Below are 16,833 nucleotides of genomic sequence, written 5' to 3'. Positions count from 1 at the left end.
GTTCAGTGACTTGCTTGACGGCGGCCTGTTTGAATTCTTCGGTGTAACGTTGTTGCTTGCTCATGATGTCTCCTCAACTTCCATAGTTTGAGACTCTTGAGCTGTCTAGGAAAGTGGGGGCGATTCATGGCGTGTTTGGAAGATCTACGGTAATCCATGAGCTTGCTCACATAGTGCTACAACATCATATTACTTTTAATCGAAATCGTGGTGTAGATGCGGCTACTCATAAGCATTATGAGGATAGTGAATGGCAGGCGAAATCTTTAACAGCAGCCATTATGATGCCGATAGGGGCTTGTTCGATCTCGAATAATGATCCCCGGCACCTTTCAATGATTTGTGGCACTAGCGAACAGGCAGCTCAATATCGATTGGAAACTTACAATAAGAGAATCGCGCAAAACTTGAATTTCATATAAAAAAGCCTAACCGTGCGCCAACACGATTAGGCCTGGCATGGAGAATGAGGACGTCATCCATATGCCACGTATACTACAAAAAGCGGAGTTTATCTTACAGATAAATCCATGTATGCGCAAGGAAAACTGTCCTCCAATTGTATTGAGGAGACTGTCAAGTGAAAACTTGCGCCTATCCGAAAGCAGTTCACGTGAACTCTTACGTGCGTTTCAAAAAGGGACGCCTTGAGTATGTTTGCGAACACTGCCGCTCTTATCCAAATCAGCTTTCGCTGATATAAGATAGAGCGTGGGGGCCCGCTTAGTGCGGGCTTTTCTATTATGAAAAAACTGCCTGATCAGAATTCTTAATGTCTCATTTCTTGAGTAATGAGGGAACTAAGTGCATCAGGATTAAATATTAGAGATTTGTCGGTGTAGTAATTAGCACGTTCATATTGTTTTTTACCAACAGAGGCCTGGCTCTCAGCAATCGCAATAATTTTCCCAGGCTTCCTATCAGCCTTATATTGCATATAGATTACTTCAGCTTCCAGAAGCCGAGTTGCTGATGTTGCAACTATCACTATAAGTGGTGTTTCATCTCCGAGAATATGGTCAGCAACCAATCCTCCCATGATTGGAAGTTCAGTATCTACGGAATGATGAATTTGCAGACGTTTTGCAATGTCGGAGATAACCTCGCCAACTTGTTCTTTAAATTGACTTTCTTTTCGTTCGTGTCGATGGGAGGCAAATGCGTTTAATTGCTGAGCTGCCTCTGCTACCTTGAAAATATATGGGGCAATTAGACGTTCATCATGAGCAAATGCTTGTAATGTTTCATCGCCTGTGAATTCTACAGGAGAGGTTAAGCATAGATCTTCTGCCCATCGTTGAATTATCTCAGACTCAACATCACCCCCATTCATTGAGGCTGTAAAAGCGGCTTCGCCATTCTCGTCAATAAAGAAACCGTCACCATCTTTGGATGGGCGAACACGTATGACTATTTTTTCGTTGCTATGCAGGTACTCCAAAGGCGTAACTATACGCTGGGTGCCTTGAGAGTCCTCATGCACCTCAAACAGCGAGCAAATAGTTTTCTTTATGTTGGTAGTGATTACCATAAGGTTTCTGAGTTCGGGTCAGTATCTGGCAATAATATTCCACAGGCTTTGCAAAATAGTATTACAAGCTTTGTTCTATCTTCAGCATCGGCTGGATCAAGCCCCGGATCAGTGTTTAAGTTAAGCTCTGGAGCACCGGGTAAGTTGCGGTTTGTATAGTCATGTTCAGTTCTGCAAGGCATTTTACAATGAAACCCTTTATGAGAGGGATGCCAATGAAACTCAAATATGGGGCTCAAAGAGCCATTTTCGAGTTTACAGAATAGATGAGCAAAGAATGCTCGATCTGTAAAAAGCTCACCATCACGCCAAATCATAATGACTTTATGGTGTTCTGACACATCAATCATGCCAGTGGTATGAACCCTTGGACCACCCAGTTTATGAAAAGGTCTGGGAAGCTTGTTCCTTTTTTGCGGTTTGAATTCCGGATTTACAGGAAGGCGCTTGCTACAGGCTTTGTGAGCTTTTAGATCTTTTGGGAGCATATTGTTAATAAACCTCCGTTTCAAGCAGTCGCTGATTTATTGCTCGGTTTTTTCGGCCGCAGCCTTAGCTGCCTTACGCTCATTGGCTCTGGCAGTCTTTTTGATGAACGCAACGGCTTCTTTGGCTTCGTCGCTTTCTAGCACCTCTCGCTTGATGATGTCTTCAGTAATGCATTTGAGCAGGCATTCGTCATCTGGCCGGGCTGATGGGGCTAGTTTCTTGATTTCTCGTTTGATGGCGGAGATGAGGGCAGGGGTCTGCAAGATGGCCGCAACGGTGTATTTGCCAGTGATTTGTTTGTGTTGGTGATAGGAGTTCATGTTGGCACCGCTGAATTCTTCACGTGCCAGCAAGCCAAACTCTTCAACGAATTCGGCTATTTTCCTGCCTTCTTGTAACAGATTGATTTCGTAGATAAGGACTTGGTCGATGGGTTGGCGGAACAGTATCTTGTAAATACGCCAAATCACGCCATTGGTCAGGATGACCCACTCGATACCTTTGTGCGCGCCGTATTCCATGGCTTGTTTGACATGGTTGTCTTTGAGGACGATGCCGATTGCTTTGCCCTCTACCAGAAAGCGGACTTCTTCGTTCACCTTTACGGCCAAGTCAACATAGGTACCACGAATGGAGAATTCGGTAGTGACTTCGGTATATTTCTTATAGCCCAGAACGTCGGACAGCATGTCATTGATGATGACCACCGTGTCAGATTCGCTGATGTCACGGTTCTGTGCCTCTTGCAGAATGGCGATATATTTCTTTAACTCTGTGGTGATACGGTCTGTTGCACGTTTTGATAATGCCATTACATTCCCTCCCCCTTAAAGTTGTGGGTTAACCCACACCAGCCTAATTGCTGGCTTGTTTTGCTGCCTCCTGGCTTTTTATTGCGTTGTCGTCCAAGAAGATCTGAATTCTGTTCTCGATGTTTTCTTTTTGGTCTTTATACAGTGTTGAGTATTGCTCCGGAGTTATTCTGTCTCCAAAAGGCCACTCGGATTTTATTTCATTGTGTGGTTCATTCGATCTTCCAGCTTGGCTTTGCTTGCGTTTGTGTAAGGCCTCTTTGTTGCCGGAGAGGAGATCATCTACTGATATGTGGAACATTCTTGCGAGATCGAGAGCTTTATCGGTCTCTGGCAGCGATTCTCCATCAAACCATTTTTTTACCGCAGGTTGGCTGATTTTATGGCCTTTACCTTTGAGATAACGCACAAGTGCTGCTTGTCGACCGCGCTCAAGTAAGCCGTCAGCCTCGCACAGCTTGATCAGTAGTTCAGAAAACGCTCTTTTATTATTTATAACCATAAGTAATATTTTAGGACTATTAATAATCACTATGGGTTATTGAATATTCAATAACTATTGGTTATTATTCAAAGCATGAATAATTTCCAAACCATTAGAAGCCGTCTCAACCTAAGCCAAGCAGAACTCGCTGAGGCATTGGGGATGTCACAGCCGAATGTCTCGAAATATGAGAATGGGCAGGACATTCCTCCAGACACGGCACGGAAATTAATCTCTCTTGCACAAAGCCGAGGCGTATCCATCAGCTTTGATGACATCTACGGGGTGGCAGCAGCATGACGTCTCCATTCCTTTTCTTCCTTTCCCATTTGTTTACGCGTGGCGGGTCATTTCCCCATGGCCTGTCGCGCTTTTTATCCATAGTAGGCGCCTTGGTAGGGGTGTGCTACGTCAGTTTTGAGGCTGGAGTGACATATGGCTTCTAACTTTCCTGATTTGCTTTATTTGATTGGCCAGGGGCATCAAGGGGGCGTAAAAGCTCTGGCTGTGCGGATGGAGAAGAACCCAACTGTTTTTCAGCACAAATTCAATCCCAATAACACCACGCATTTTCTTAATCCGGTAGAGATTGAAGCAGTTGTTGACCTTCGCGATGCGAATGGCCGTGTGGCGGAGTTTTTCGCAGGCAAGGCCGACAAGCTGGTTATCGACAAGGTTGTTGTCGATGGCAGCGATATGAACTTGCTAGAAGGTTTTCTTGAGGTGATGAAGGAGATGGGTGATTTTGCTGCGGCATTCCAGCTTGCCTATGCCGATCACGTTATCACTGATGATGAGTTGCAGACCATCACCAGTGAGGGTGAGGATGTGATGGCAAAGATGGCTGGTTTGATTGATCGAATTAGGCAGGTAGTGAAGTGTTAATTATGATTTTCTGTATCTTGCTTAGCTTCAATATCTTTGATTTTTTCATCAACGATTATAATCATATCGTTAATTTTATTAGAAAAACTCTGCATAAATTCCGCAAACAATTTGTATGGCTTTGGAGAGTAATCGTTCTCACTAGGGGTCCAATTTTCTTTATTGAATTGAGAGGTGGAATGAGAGATATCAAATATTACTTTGCTAGTCTCTTTTATGACTTGAGAAAGATACAATTCATGTATGGGAATCTGGCTAATTTGATCGGAGGTAAAAGTAAATTTTTTAACTATATCTTTGATTACATTTGTTTGTTTTTCTTTAGAAGATTTTTCTTCATTAAAGAATTTTTCCGCATCAATAAAAGCTGCTTTGAGCCAATTGATATTCCCGGAAAGAGCAAGAAGCCTTCCTTTCGAAATTTCCAGTTTTTCAGCTTTTATTGCCAAAAGAGCATTCAGGTGCAGTCTGTGAGATTTTTGCCTTTCTTCTTTCAGATTCTGCGCAGTTTGTTCTTGAGCATGAGTGATTTGTTGTGCAGTATTTTCTCGCATAGCCTGAATTTGTTTGTCAGTTTGTTCCTGTGCAATTTCAAGTTGTTTTTTAGCTTGATGTTGAGCAATGAAAAATGCAACCACTATCGCGCCAATCGACCCAATAGCCTGAATTCAAGCGGCAAATCCTCCTGTGTCATACAGAACACAACCATTCTCCCAAAACCAGCAGAACACCATTACAAGCCCTTTCTCATTGAGCGAAAAATAAGCATATTTAGGACATTTTTAAATGACTTACTAGCTCGTTTTAGTTTTGTTCAAGTCAATTCTATCGGCATTTACTTCCGCGTATTCATCAATGATGCAATCAAACTGAGTTCGGATTATTTTCCCCAGCTCGCTGTTGGGATGATCAATCTGGCTAACGTGCACGCTAACGATTGCGCTGTTCGGTGCTTCTCTGGCAAGCGCCTCAGCAAGCAGACCCAACAAGTTGGCCAGATTAGAAAAGTAGATGTACGCGCAGCCAGATGGATATTCAAAAGGAGGGATGTATTCTATTGTTCTTTTAAGACCCGTGATTTTTTCCAAAGAAATAGTGACTTTTTCGACATTTCCAGTTCTCGGTGGCAAAAGGTTTTTGTAAATCACAATAGTGGAGGAGAACAGCGAAGAGCAAATTTGAAACCTTCGATCCAGATCGAGTCTTCTTTGTTCTTCAATGACCTTCAATGCATTGCGGTGTTGGCTTTCGGATTGCTCCTTAAGTGCATTTATCTGAGCTTCAGATTGCTCTCGTGCTATTGCAAGCTGCTTTTTTCCTTGGTTCTGAGCAATAAAAAATGCGCCAATAATTGCTCCAATAGAGCCAAGTGCCTGCAACCAGCTAGCCAAGCCTCCCTCAGCTTTAGCAAAAGTGTAAGGCCAAATCGCGAAAGTTACCCAAGCCTCCCAGATCTCTTTGAGGGGCAATTCACACCCTATTGTCACCGCATTCTCTCCCTTTATTTTTCATCGTGCAGAGGTAAGTATGTCTGACGTGATCTTACACGAAGCGCATGTGCGAGTGTTTCGCTGCAAAAAGGCAGCGCCTTGGCTGGCTACTAGGCGACCAAGGTTTAGGGCTGGTTATCTTGATGAGGTGAAGCGAAGGCGGGGCGATTGGGAGCATGAGTTGTTGATGTTAGAGCTGGAGGCGGTGTTCGCACCCAAGCGAGTGGCTTTCCGTTCTCGCATGGATGCAGTGCGAAAGGCGGTGTTTGGATGACTGATTGTTCTAAGCGTGAGTTTCAGAACATGACACCCGAGCAAAAAGAAGCATTGGATTTTATGCTGGCCATGCGTGATCAGTTTGGTGATTTTAGTTATCGGGTGGTGACGCCTGCGTTTGTTGCTGTCTCGCCTGGTGTGAACCCGGATGTTCCGCTGGGTGAGAAGGTTTCGGCAAGTTCTGCTGCACCTGCTGGTTCTATGGGGCGGGCTAGGGCAGCTTTGAAGGGGCGGAAATGATGGTGAGTAAGCCTGCTCTGCGCTACCACGGTGGCAAGTTTCGGCTGGCCAGTTGGGTGATGCAGTTTTTCCCAGCCCATACGTGCTATGTCGAGCCATTTGGTGGGGCTGCAGGTGTGCTGATGCAGAAGCCGCCAGCTTATGCCGAGGTTTATAACGATCTTGACCAGGATATGGTGAATTTCTTTCGGGTGTGCCGGGATCCTGCCACGCGGGCGCAATTGGTTGCGGCATGTGTGATGACGCCTTATGCGCGGGATGAGTTTGATCTTGCGTGGCAGCCGGCAGACGACCCGGTTGAGCGGGCGAGGCGCACGGTGATTCGCGCGCAGATGGGGTTTGGCAGTGCTGGCGCCACGAAGGGCAAGACGGGGTTTCGGATAGATTCCAAGCGGGACTATGGCACGGCCATGGCGCTGTGGGCTGAGTATCCAGACAACATTGCGCAGGTGGGACTGAGGTTTGCCGGTGTGCTGATTGAGAACCGGGATGCTTGCGATGTGATGCGGCAGCACGATGCCGCCAGCACTTTGCATTATGTTGATCCGCCCTATGTGTTTGCCACTCGCCAGATTGAGCGCGGGCGAACCTATTACCGGCATGAGTTGGATGACGAGGGACATGTACGTTTGTTGGAGGCTTTGAAGCAGTTGGAGGGGTATGTGGTGTTGAGTGGTTATGACTCTGTGTTGTATCGAGAGCATTTGGCGGGGTGGGAAATGCATTACACGGATTCGCGTATCGCCGGAAATCGTGGGGGCAAGGTGCGCACGGAATGTTTGTGGCTTAACCCGCAATGCAGTGCGGCGCTTCGAGCCGAGGCACCACAGCAGAGGATGTTTGCATGAGCTTTAAGGTTTCAGATTTAGTGCTTTACAACTATCGCAAGCCAGGCTCTGGAAAGCTGGTGATGATGATCTTGGCCAACTGGTGTGATGACCGTGGGTTGAACCTTTACCCCAGCATTGCGGCTGTGGCTGATTTGGCTTGTTTAAGTGAAGTACAGACCAGGCGTGTGATTCATGGCTTGATTGATGATGGCTATCTTGAGGTGGTGGGCAATCACGATGGTGGGGCGAAGCATGCAACGAGGCGGTATCGGATTGTGATTGAGCGGTTGGTCAATCGTGAGGATAAAGTTATCCACACGGGTATCGTAGATGATACCCCTCTCATGGATGATACCCCTATCACTGGTGAGAGGGGTAGGCAGTCTAAGCCTATGAAAAATAAAGATTCTGAAAAATCAGAGTTATCCACACGGCTCTCACCCATGAGAGCCAATACCTTAAGAAACAATAATAAAAAACATACGCACAAATCACCCATTCCTGATGACGATTTAGAGATTGGGGATGTGAGGCTGCCTGCTTATGTCGATAAGGAGACGGTGCAGGATTTCAAACGTGTGTTGAAGAAAAAGCGAGGGACGCTGACGAATGCATTGCTGAACTCGATGATGAAGGAGGCAGGCAAGGCGGGGATTACGCTTGAGCAGGCGATAGAGTTTTGTTGCTTGCATCATTGGGCGACTTTCAAAGCGACTTGGTATTGGGAGCGTAAGGCTCAGGATGATGTGCTGCCAGCATGGGTGTTTAGCGCGAAAGGCCATGAGGAGATGGCGCATAAGCTGCATGTGAATAGGGTGAGCACGGAGACTGACCCTGTGTTCTTCAAGCGGGTGAGGATAGCAGCGGGCATCAATGAGGATTTGTATCAGGCAAGTCGTCAGCAGGGTGCTTGATTGGTTTTTTGAGGAGGGTGTGATGTTTGATACTTACGTGGCAGGTCGGTTGAAGAGTTGGGCAGATTGGAGGCTGCGGCGTGATGAAGGTGGGCTTGGGTTCCCGCGCAAGGTGTCTTTCCTGAAGGTGGCGCCTCAGACTTCGGGCTATTGGTCACCGGAGATGGACAGTCAGGCTTACGAGATGGATCAGTGTGTGATGGCGTTGGAGCGGATTCACTTTGATGTGATTGAGGCCTGTTATCTGCATACCACTGATGTGAATCAAAAGGCGGCCTATTGTGGTTGTTCTGTGAGTACGTATTACACGCGTATTGGTCGGGCTCACCAATTCATCATTGGCTTTATGAATGATCTAGCAGCCGGTGTGAAGCTGCCCGTGAGGCCAAAGGTGAAGAAGCCGCGAAAAATTTCGCGGGCAGTTGCTTGACATGCTCCGGAATAATTTGGCATGATTCAGGCACGCTGTTAATCAGTGCGAACAAATAACCCGATCTAGCCTCCGCTGGTCGGGTTTTTTATTGCCTAACGATTATGCTCAATCTTAGTGTTGCCACGGATATCAGACGTATGCGCGTCAAGATGGCTGAGGCCAATGATGCGATCTGCAATAAGGCTGTGAGCCGCGCGCTCAATAAGCTCGCTACCGAAATCATTGCGCAGTCTTCCCGAGAGATCAGAGCGGCAGGGTATGGATTCAAGCTCAAGGACATCAAGAGCAAGTTCAAGGCGCGCAAGGCTACGCCGCAGCGCCGGCAGATTGTCATTCGCTGCTTTCACAGGGCCGTACCCCTGATCGAGTTCGGCGCGCGTCAGGTGGCCGCCGGGGTATCGGTGAAGGTCAAAGGATCTCGCAAAGTAGTGCGCGGCGCGTTCATCGCAAAAACGCTCAGCGGGCATGTCGGCGTATTCAAGCGTGACAACAGCGCGAAGCACAAGCGAGTGCTAAAGGGCGGTCGTGTAGTCTGGTCGGCCTTGCCGATCAACCAGCTTTACGGGCCGTCAGCTGCCGTGGCATTTGCCAATGCCACCGTGATGAATGTGATAGAGCGATACGTTGAGAGTCGCTATCCCGTATTGCTAGAGCACGAGATCAAGTACGCCAGGTCAAGATTCAAAGCCTGATGTGCAAGCCGTCCGCGAAAAATTCTTGGGTCCTTCCTGCAGCCCTACTACGCGGGCGCAAAGAGCGCGAAATTTCTCCAGATATGAGTTTTGCTAGGGGGTCATATTTCCTGCTTATGGATGCAGGTTGATCTCCTGGCTTTTTTTGCCGCTTACCTTGGCGGCGCGGATACCGGCCATGAAAAAACTCACCCAGGCAGACGTTGCCGAGCACCTTGATCTTGACCAGTCGGCAGTGAGCCGCTTGCTGCAGAAACTGGGCCTGAGTTTGCAGACGTCTGCACTTGATGACATCCGAAAAAAATACATTGCCCACTTGCGTGAGATGGCAGCTGGGCATGTCTCGCCTGACGGAGATAGCCTGGTAGCAGAGCGGGTGATGACCGAGCGCGTTGATCGCGAACTGAAAATGCTGACGCTGCTTGAAAAGCGTGGGCAGCTGGTCAATGTTGCCCAGCTTGAGCAAGAGCTATCGCAGATGGTGACAGCGTTTCGCGTCGATCTGCTGGCGCGTGATGACCAGCTCAAGACCACGCTGGATACGCTGTACGGCATCGACCTGGATTTAACGATACTCAATGACCACACTCGCGCAACCTTACAGCAGCTTGCTCGATACGACCCAGTCGGTGAGGGCGCTGATCAAGCGCCTGACGCAGATACTGCAGCCGCCGGAGCAGATCAGCACTGAGGATTGGAGCCGAAAATACAGGCGGCTGTCTGCCAAGGCAACGGCCTTGCCGGGCAGATACAACCCTGATCTGACGCCCTGGGTAAAGTACATGATGGCCGCGTTGGATGACCCGGCCGTGCATACCGTAGTCTCGATGAAGTCTGCGCAGGTCGGCTGGACTGATGGCGTGGTCAACAACTACATCGGCAAACGCATTGATGTTGACCCATGCCCGATGATCGTCATGTTCGCCAAAGAGGGCGCGGCGGGCATGTATAACGTGGAAAAATTCACGCCCATGGTGGAGGTAACGCCTCGCCTGGCCGCGAAAATCCCGGTGGACAAGACTAGGTCGAAAGACAACACCGCCTTGATGAAGCAGTTTCCCGGCGGGTTTCTCAAGCTCGTCGGCTCCAACTCGGAGGCCTCGGTCAAGTCAACGCCCGCGCCAGTGGTGTTCGTCGAAGAACCAGACGATTGCAATGCCAACATCGGCGGGCAGGGCGACACCATCTCCATGCTGGTTGAGCGGACGAAAACCTACGCGCGGCACAAGATCGTCTATGGCGGCACGCCGACGATCAAGACGGCATCCCGCATTGAAGCTGCCTACAACGGCTCAGACAAGCAGGTGTTCATGGTGCCATGCCATCACTGCGGCGAGTCTCATGTGCTGGCCTGGCAGTATGTCCGCTGGGACACGCGCGAGGATCTGAACCACGAAATCTACGGCAAGGCCGACCCGGAAAGCGCCTACTACGTCTGCCCGCATTGTGGCGGCATCTGGAACGATGCGGACAAGCGCCGCAACGTGGCGCGGCTCTATCCGGTCGCCACAGCACCTTTCTACGGCGCGCGCGGCTTTTACATCAACGAGCTTTACAGCCCGTTCCCTGGCTCCCGTCTGGCGGAGTTGGTAAAAAAACGCCTTGCCGCCGACCACGCCCTGGCGCAGGGCGATGATTTCAAAATGCGCGTGTTTATCAACAGCAACCTCGGCCTGCCCTACGAGTACCAGAGCGGCATGCCGGAGCTTGATGAACTGCGCAAGCGCCTGCTCATGTCCTACCCGGAAAAAACCGTGCCGTGGGGCGGCATCGTCCTCACAGCAGGAGTGGACGTGCAGCACGACCGTGTCGCCGTCATCATCCGCGCCTGGGGGCGCGGGGAGGAAAGCTGGCTTGTGTACTGGGGCGAGCTGTACGGGCAGACCATGATACCGGGGCAGGGCGTGTGGCCTGACCTGGAGCTGCTACTGTTCGGCACCGTCGAGCATGCTGGCGGTGCCAAGCTGCGCATTTCTGCCGCCACCATAGACTCGTCCGACGGCCAGACCTCGGACGCGGTGTACACCTTCGTGCGCAAGCACAAGCGCAAGCATGTGATGGCAGGCAAGGGCTTCTCGCAGGACACCGGCGACCGGGAAATCTACTCCCTGCCGCGTGTCCCTGTGGACCACAAAGGCCAGGGCAGCAAGCAGAAAGCCAGCAAGTACGGCCTGCGGCCCTACATGATCGGCACGCAAAAAGCCAAGGACCTGATCCTGGGCGCGGATGAAAAAGCCGGGCGCGTCAAGCTCACTGGCAGCGGCCCCGGCCGCATGCACGTTTACGAAGGGGTGCGAGATGACTATTTCGAGCAGCTTACAAGCGAGGTCAAAGCACCTGCTCCGCGCAGTAGAAACCGCCGTGTCTGGCTTAAAAAATCTGGCGTACGCAATGAGGCGCTGGATTGCGAAGTCATGGCATTACATGCGGCGCGCGCTCTCAAGGTGCATCTATACACCGAACAGCGCTGGGATGAGCTGGAGCAAGCGGTACGTCAGCCGGACATCTTTGCTGCGGCACCTCAACCGGATGACGAGCCAGACCTTGAAGAGGATGGCGCGATCGATGTTGAGGCCGATGGCCAAACGCAAGATCAGGCGCAGGCTGGGGGCGGTACTGATTTACTGACTACCCACGAAAAAGACAAGCTCAACAAGCCGCCACGCAATGGCGGCAACCTACCCAAAAGGTGGTAAACCATGACAAGCATACCGGCCTGCATCGTCGCAGGTGATACCGCCCAGTGGGTGGAAACCGCATTTCATCACGCGGGCGCCTACATCAGCTCGGCTGATTACGCCCTCGTGATCGAGTTGCGCGGCCCTGGTGCTCCCATCACGCTCACTGGCACAGCATATGAGGATGGCTGGGCAGTCACGCTCGATGAAACCGAGAGCGCGAAACTTGTGGCAGGCACCTATGCCTGGAGCAAGCGGGTAACAGCATCAGGTGTCCGCCTCACGGTCGGCATGGGCCAGCTGCAAGTGCAGCCGGATTTTGCCAGCATAGGCGCAGGCCATGATGGCCGCACCCTGGCTGAACGCGCATTGGCAGAAGCTGAAGCCGCCTTGGCGCAATTCAACAGCAGCGGCGGCAAGGTGCGCCGTTACAGCATCGCCAGCCGCAGCATGGAATTCGAGGCCGCGGCGGACATCCTCAAAATCATCGCCTACTGGCGGCAGCGCGTGAATGCCGAAAAAGGCATCTCCAGCGACCGATTCGCGAGGTTCACACGAGCATGACAACCTGGGCAGACGTACAAGAAAAGATCAGGCATCCCGGCTCCCGCGTGCTTGCAGAGTGGCGCGAAAGGCGCGTGATCGAAGCGGCAGAACGTGCCGCCGTGGGCAAAACCAACGCGCTGCTGCGGCAATATGCCGGGGCGGAATTCAATCGCCTCACCTCAGACTGGACAGCAACCAGCACCTCGGCAGATTCCGAGATCATCGGCAGCCTGCGTGCGCTGCGCGACCGGTCGCGCCAGCTCATCCGCGATAACGAAACCGCCAAGAATGCCCAGCGCATTGTCTGGCAGAACGTCATCGGCCCTGGCATCGGCCTGCAAGCGCAGGTCAAGGGAGCAGACGGCAAGCTGATCAAGGCGATCAATGACGACATCGAGGGCGAATGGTGCGAGTGGGCCATGCCGGAAACCTGCCATGTGGCAGGCCTGCTCGGCTTTGCCGACATCGAGGCCTGGGCATGGAGCCAGATTTTCGAGGCGGGCGAGGCCATCATCCGCATCGTGCGCCAGCCCTTCGGCGGCAGCCGCATTCCGCTCGGGCTGGAGCTGATCGAAGCGGACCGGCTCATGGACCAATGGCAGACGGCGCGCGCACCCAATGGCAACCTCATCCGCATGGGCGTCGAGATGGACCAGTGGGGCAGGGCAGTGGCGTACTGGTTTCACCCAAGCCATCCGGGCGATTACGCGTTCCGAAGCTTCGAACCTGCGAAGTTCATCCGCATCCCGGCGGGTGACATTATTCACCTCTACCAGGTGGAGCGCTGGCCGCAGACGCGCGGAGTGCCCATGCTGCATGCCACTATTCGCCGCTTGCGCGATATGGCGGGCTACAGCGAAGCCGAGATTGTCGCCGCGCGAGCAAGCGCCAATATCGTCGGCTTCATCAAGAGCGAGGCAGGAGATGAGCCGGAGTATCGCAAGCGCGAGATAGATAGCGCGCCCGGCACCTTCAAGCAGCTCCTGCCGGGCGAAGATTTTGTGGGCTTCAACCCCAGCCGCCCCAATGCAGCGCTGGAGCCTTTCATGCGCTTCATGCTGCGCTCGGTCGCGGCGGGTGTGGGCATCAGCTACGAGAGCCTGAGCAAGGATTTCAGCCAGAGCAATTACAGCTCCAGCCGCCTCAGCCTGCTGGAAGATCGCGTCATGTACCGCATCCTGCAAGGATGGACCATCCGCAAGCTGCGGCACCGGCTGCACCTGGAATTCATGGATGCCGCCGTGCTGTCCGGCGTACTCAGCATCGACGACTACTACACCCGCCGGCGGGTGTACACCAAAGCCCGCTTCAAACCGCGCGGCTGGAGCTGGATAGACCCACAGAAAGAGGTCAACGCCTACAAGATGGCAGTGCGCGGCGGCTTCACCACCCGTGCCGAAGTCATCGCAGAAACAGGCAGCGGCCTGGATTTCGAGGATGTGGCACAAGGCCTGTCGGACGAAAATGCCTTGCTGCTGGACCTTGGCCTGGTGGTCGATACCGATCCCAGCCAGGTAAACGACAAGGGCGCGGAACAGCCGCAAGCAGGCCAGACGGAAGACAAGAAAGAGAGCGAATGATGGACATCAGAGTCAAATACACCACCCGCGTAGCGGGGCAGGACATTCTGGCAGGCGACTACACAGCCGCCCGCGGCAATGCCCTTGCGGCGGACATTACCCAGGCCGTGCTTGCCAGCGGGGCAGGGGTGGATATCACGGCGTATCCGGTGGAGAGCATTGCCAAAACCTTCACCGACCCCACGACCGGGCAGACGGTGCTTGTTGGGCCGGATGGTTACCCACTTCCGTCCTCGGTCTATGGCAACAGTCTCAAGATTAAACTGGCAAACACAGCAGGTTTCGGTACCATCGGAACTGGGTACACATTTTGTCAGCGCTGGCAGCTTGAAGGTGTTGCGGCAGGGCCGGTTGAGTTTCGGTTTATTCTTGAGTTTGGGAATAACGCGGAATTTACAATCAGCAGTTTTGCTGTCGCCACTGGTCGAGATGGTTCGGAAGTTAATGCATTCAATGCGGATGGTAGTGCCGCTACTTGGACAACAGCGTCTGGCATAGTTGTGCCCGCAGCTGACCCTGATTACGCAACCAATGGCTTGGTAAGTCGCGTGACAACGCCGTGGTTTGAGGGAACCATGCCAGTAAAAGGTGGTGCCTTTTATAGTCGATTGATAATGCCATCCCAACAAGCAGGCACAGTGGGCGCTACTGGGTCACGCCCAATTTCAGACTGGCAAATTAATATCAATTCTATGCTGCCTGGCCTAAAATATTTCGCCAACCACTCTTCTGGCAATTACGTAACAGCCAACCAAGGCGCAATGCCAAATGGCACCATAAATTCAGAATTTTCCCCGGTTGTCGGCGTTGAAATTCGTTCTGGAGGATTGGTTAGAACTTTTACTCTGGACGCTATCGGTGACAGTACCACGCAAGAGCTGGCAACAGGTGCTGGTGAAAATCGAAAACCATTCAACTATAGCTGGGCGGCGAAAGTTGTTAATGATCGGATTTTGGCTGGACTTCCCTGGGGTTTTCAGAATTATGCCTATGAAGGTAAAACAGCGTCACATTTCCTTGGCCGCTACAAAGCGCTTTGTACAAATAGCATAGGCCTGACAGGTGATATCGCAATTATCCAGCCATTCAGTGTTAACGGTTCCGGTTTCGCTGATACTGTCATTGATGCCAATCTTTTATTAGTGCAAGACATCATCGCGTTGCGAAAAGCGGCGGGTAGGCAGACGATAGTTCGGACAGTGTTTCCGATAAAAAATAATGCAGGACCTACATTGATGGCATGGACGCGTGGGAACCGACTGGTTCGTCAGATGGATGTACCAGTGTTTGATGCAGCAGTACTCCCTATTGTTACGACAGACAGCACTCATCTATCACTGCATGACTCACGTGACATTGTAGCGCCAGCATTAGACAGATTTTTAATCAATTTAGGGCTCTAAGGGATTACCTAATTTTATGGTTTTATTCTCTTTGTGTTTGAGAGATTAGTCCGGTTGGACTATGGTTAATAATCGCCAATTGATATATATCTTCAATTGTATTCAAACAAATGGGGTGGAGAAATGAATAAATCAGTAAGGATTATTGTTGCTATAACAGCATTGTTTTCATTGTCACATCCTGTTTTTGCGGATGTTACATGGAATGGCAGCACCGGGGACTGGATTGATTCATCTAAATGGAGCGGGGCGACAGTGCCAGGCTCAACAGATAACGCAATTATTAATAGTGGAGAGATCTACCTAAGTGGTGATGTCCATATCGACACTCTTACCTTAAATAATGGTTTGATTAGAGGTTCGGGGAGTATGACCACCAATAATCTTTACTGGAATACAGGGAGCATCAATTTCAGCCCATCTTCAAGCTCTAGTGATAATTGGATGGGAGTGTTAACTGTCAATGGTAATGCTGTGTTGGGTTCCAATGGATCTAGTATGTCCCTAGAAGGAGGCACTAGTCCTCACTGGTGTGATGATTGCGGATCAACTAAGCTTATTTTGAACGGAAACACGACTTTGGAAGGTGCTTTGACAGCCGCAACAGGTGCAATCGTTAATAACGGAACAATGACTCTTAAGGAAGGTTCAAACACCTATACAAGTTATTGGAATCGGTGGTGGAGCCCTTTGGTGAATAATGGCACTATAGATGCAAATCCAGGTGCAGCTAAGGTAGCAAGACTTTTTAATCTTTTTGATAATGATGGAGTAATTGAAGTTTCTTCTGGTACGTTGCTCGTCGATAATTATTATGGTGCTGTTAATAATAAGGTAGATAGTTCGTTTAGAGTAAAGTCTGGAGCAAGTTTTGTACTAGGTAATGAGTCCGAAGGCCAAAGATTTTCAAACAATGGTGGTGAGGTCATTATTGAAGCTGGAGCATCATATATTGGCGCTGCTTACACTCAAAATTCTGGTACAACAAAAATTACCGACGCTTCATTTGTCCTTACAGATGTCGATGGTTTCCAGATATATGGTGGAGATTTTGTTGCGAATGGCAACTTGAAAGGGATAGTTAATATTTTTGCAGGGAATGTCTCATTAGGCGAAACTCCCAATCAACTTAATATAGACGGAGATTTATATCTGAGGTCGGACTCCAATTTCACTATTAATATTGCTGGGCTTCAGCAGGGGATAAGTTATGATTCGGTGAATTTTACTGGTTACATGATCGCCAATGGAGCTTTAAACATAAATTTCGATTCTTTCATCCCTACAATTGGTAGCACATTTAATATTTTTAATGGATCTGTGTTTTCCGATGAACTTGGTGAGTATGGACTTGGCTATTCTTTCCTACAAGTTAATGTAAATGGCCTGGATTTAAATCAGTTTTCTTATAATCTCGATTATTCAAGTTCTGGAATATCATTTACAGTGTTAGCTGTTCCAGAGCCAAGTAGCTATGCAATGTTATTACTAGGTCTGAGCGTTTTAGGTTTTGTAGCACGTAGATTACGCAAGCTTTAATAAAAATTTTA

At 50.3% G+C, this 16,833-nt stretch carries 20 protein-coding genes; 14 read left to right on the top strand and 6 right to left on the bottom strand.

Features of this window, described 5'->3' with window-relative positions; translation table 11 throughout:
• Nucleotides 1–113: 113 nt before the first annotated feature.
• Nucleotides 114–422: an ImmA/IrrE family metallo-endopeptidase gene (locus ACKF11_RS08995; RefSeq protein WP_407996786.1), complete on the top strand. Its 309-nt coding sequence runs from the start codon at nt 114–116 to the stop codon at nt 420–422.
• Between the two features lie 347 nt (nt 423–769).
• On the opposite strand, the gene ACKF11_RS08990 is transcribed toward ACKF11_RS08995, so the two are convergent.
• The 4 genes from ACKF11_RS08990 to ACKF11_RS08975 are packed head-to-tail and all read right to left on the bottom strand — an operon-like array spanning nt 770 to nt 3,364.
• Entirely contained in the window at nt 770–1,531 is a 762-nt protein-coding gene (locus ACKF11_RS08990; protein ID WP_407996785.1) for a hypothetical protein, read from the bottom strand.
• Nucleotides 1,525–2,019, bottom strand: a complete 495-nt coding sequence (locus ACKF11_RS08985; protein WP_407996784.1) for a hypothetical protein — start codon at nt 2,017–2,019, stop codon at nt 1,525–1,527. Before ACKF11_RS08985 ends, ACKF11_RS08990 begins: the two co-directional genes overlap by 7 nt.
• Nucleotides 2,020–2,055: 36 nt before the next feature.
• A complete protein-coding gene (locus ACKF11_RS08980) occupies nt 2,056–2,832 on the bottom strand; it encodes a type I restriction enzyme HsdR N-terminal domain-containing protein (protein WP_407996783.1) in 777 nt (258 codons plus the stop codon).
• A 43-nt stretch (nt 2,833–2,875) separates the two neighbouring features.
• Nucleotides 2,876–3,364 carry a hypothetical protein gene (locus ACKF11_RS08975; protein ID WP_407996782.1) on the bottom strand — a complete coding sequence of 163 codons (489 nt, stop codon included), beginning with the start codon at nt 3,362–3,364 and terminating at the stop codon, nt 2,876–2,878.
• A gap of 45 nt (nt 3,365–3,409) precedes the next feature.
• Here ACKF11_RS08975 and ACKF11_RS08970 point away from each other — a divergent pair, with 45 nt between their 5' ends.
• Complete coding sequence (locus ACKF11_RS08970) at nt 3,410–3,616, top strand: helix-turn-helix domain-containing protein (protein WP_407996781.1); 207 nt, start codon at nt 3,410–3,412, stop codon at nt 3,614–3,616.
• 135 nt (nt 3,617–3,751) lie between these two features.
• Nucleotides 3,752–4,201, top strand: coding sequence for a phage regulatory CII family protein (locus ACKF11_RS08965; RefSeq protein ID WP_407996780.1), 450 nt, complete (start codon nt 3,752–3,754; stop codon nt 4,199–4,201).
• Here the strand turns inward: ACKF11_RS08965 and ACKF11_RS08960 are convergent.
• Nucleotides 4,198–4,839 (bottom strand): hypothetical protein, encoded by a 642-nt coding sequence (locus tag ACKF11_RS08960; protein ID WP_407996779.1) that lies wholly within the window; start codon nt 4,837–4,839, stop codon nt 4,198–4,200. The genes ACKF11_RS08965 and ACKF11_RS08960 overlap by 4 nt on opposite strands.
• A gap of 156 nt (nt 4,840–4,995) precedes the next feature.
• Complete coding sequence (locus tag ACKF11_RS08955; RefSeq protein WP_407996778.1) at nt 4,996–5,688, bottom strand: hypothetical protein; 693 nt, start codon at nt 5,686–5,688, stop codon at nt 4,996–4,998.
• Between the two features lie 273 nt (nt 5,689–5,961).
• Here ACKF11_RS08955 and ACKF11_RS08950 point away from each other — a divergent pair, with 273 nt between their 5' ends.
• From ACKF11_RS08950 to ACKF11_RS08900, 11 genes are all read left to right on the top strand, one after another.
• Nucleotides 5,962–6,207 carry a hypothetical protein gene (locus ACKF11_RS08950; RefSeq protein ID WP_407996777.1) on the top strand — a complete coding sequence of 82 codons (246 nt, stop codon included), beginning with the start codon at nt 5,962–5,964 and terminating at the stop codon, nt 6,205–6,207.
• Complete coding sequence (locus ACKF11_RS08945) at nt 6,204–7,055, top strand: DNA adenine methylase (RefSeq protein ID WP_407996776.1); 852 nt, start codon at nt 6,204–6,206, stop codon at nt 7,053–7,055. The genes ACKF11_RS08950 and ACKF11_RS08945 overlap by 4 nt, the downstream gene beginning before the upstream one ends.
• Entirely contained in the window at nt 7,052–7,951 is a 900-nt protein-coding gene (locus ACKF11_RS08940; protein WP_407996775.1) for a hypothetical protein, read from the top strand. Before ACKF11_RS08945 ends, ACKF11_RS08940 begins: the two co-directional genes overlap by 4 nt.
• A gap of 22 nt (nt 7,952–7,973) precedes the next feature.
• A complete protein-coding gene (locus tag ACKF11_RS08935) occupies nt 7,974–8,381 on the top strand; it encodes a hypothetical protein (RefSeq protein ID WP_407996774.1) in 408 nt (135 codons plus the stop codon).
• Nucleotides 8,382–8,521: 140 nt separating this feature from the next.
• A complete protein-coding gene (locus ACKF11_RS08930; RefSeq protein WP_407996773.1) occupies nt 8,522–9,076 on the top strand; it encodes a phage tail protein in 555 nt (184 codons plus the stop codon).
• Nucleotides 9,077–9,254: 178 nt separating this feature from the next.
• Nucleotides 9,255–9,767: a hypothetical protein gene (locus ACKF11_RS08925; RefSeq protein ID WP_407996772.1), complete on the top strand. Its 513-nt coding sequence runs from the start codon at nt 9,255–9,257 to the stop codon at nt 9,765–9,767.
• Entirely contained in the window at nt 9,655–11,772 is a 2,118-nt protein-coding gene (locus ACKF11_RS08920; protein WP_407996771.1) for a phage terminase large subunit family protein, read from the top strand. The genes ACKF11_RS08925 and ACKF11_RS08920 overlap by 113 nt, the downstream gene beginning before the upstream one ends.
• Nucleotides 11,773–11,775: 3 nt before the next feature.
• Nucleotides 11,776–12,318: a hypothetical protein gene (locus tag ACKF11_RS08915; protein WP_407996770.1), complete on the top strand. Its 543-nt coding sequence runs from the start codon at nt 11,776–11,778 to the stop codon at nt 12,316–12,318.
• Nucleotides 12,315–13,880, top strand: coding sequence for a phage portal protein (locus tag ACKF11_RS08910; RefSeq protein ID WP_407996769.1), 1,566 nt, complete (start codon nt 12,315–12,317; stop codon nt 13,878–13,880). The genes ACKF11_RS08915 and ACKF11_RS08910 overlap by 4 nt, the downstream gene beginning before the upstream one ends.
• A complete protein-coding gene (locus tag ACKF11_RS08905; protein WP_407996768.1) occupies nt 13,877–15,283 on the top strand; it encodes an SGNH/GDSL hydrolase family protein in 1,407 nt (468 codons plus the stop codon). The genes ACKF11_RS08910 and ACKF11_RS08905 overlap by 4 nt, the downstream gene beginning before the upstream one ends.
• A 123-nt stretch (nt 15,284–15,406) precedes the next feature.
• Nucleotides 15,407–16,822 carry a PEP-CTERM sorting domain-containing protein gene (locus ACKF11_RS08900; RefSeq protein ID WP_407996767.1) on the top strand — a complete coding sequence of 472 codons (1,416 nt, stop codon included), beginning with the start codon at nt 15,407–15,409 and terminating at the stop codon, nt 16,820–16,822.
• Nucleotides 16,823–16,833: the final 11 nt, after the last annotated feature.

It is taken from the genome of Methylobacillus draconifructus (assembly GCF_045984385.1).
GTDB classification, from domain to species: Bacteria; Pseudomonadota; Gammaproteobacteria; order Burkholderiales; family Methylophilaceae; genus Methylobacillus; species Methylobacillus flagellatus_A.
Note: the sequence above shows the minus strand (reverse complement) of the source record. Positions and strands in the feature narration are given on the sequence as shown.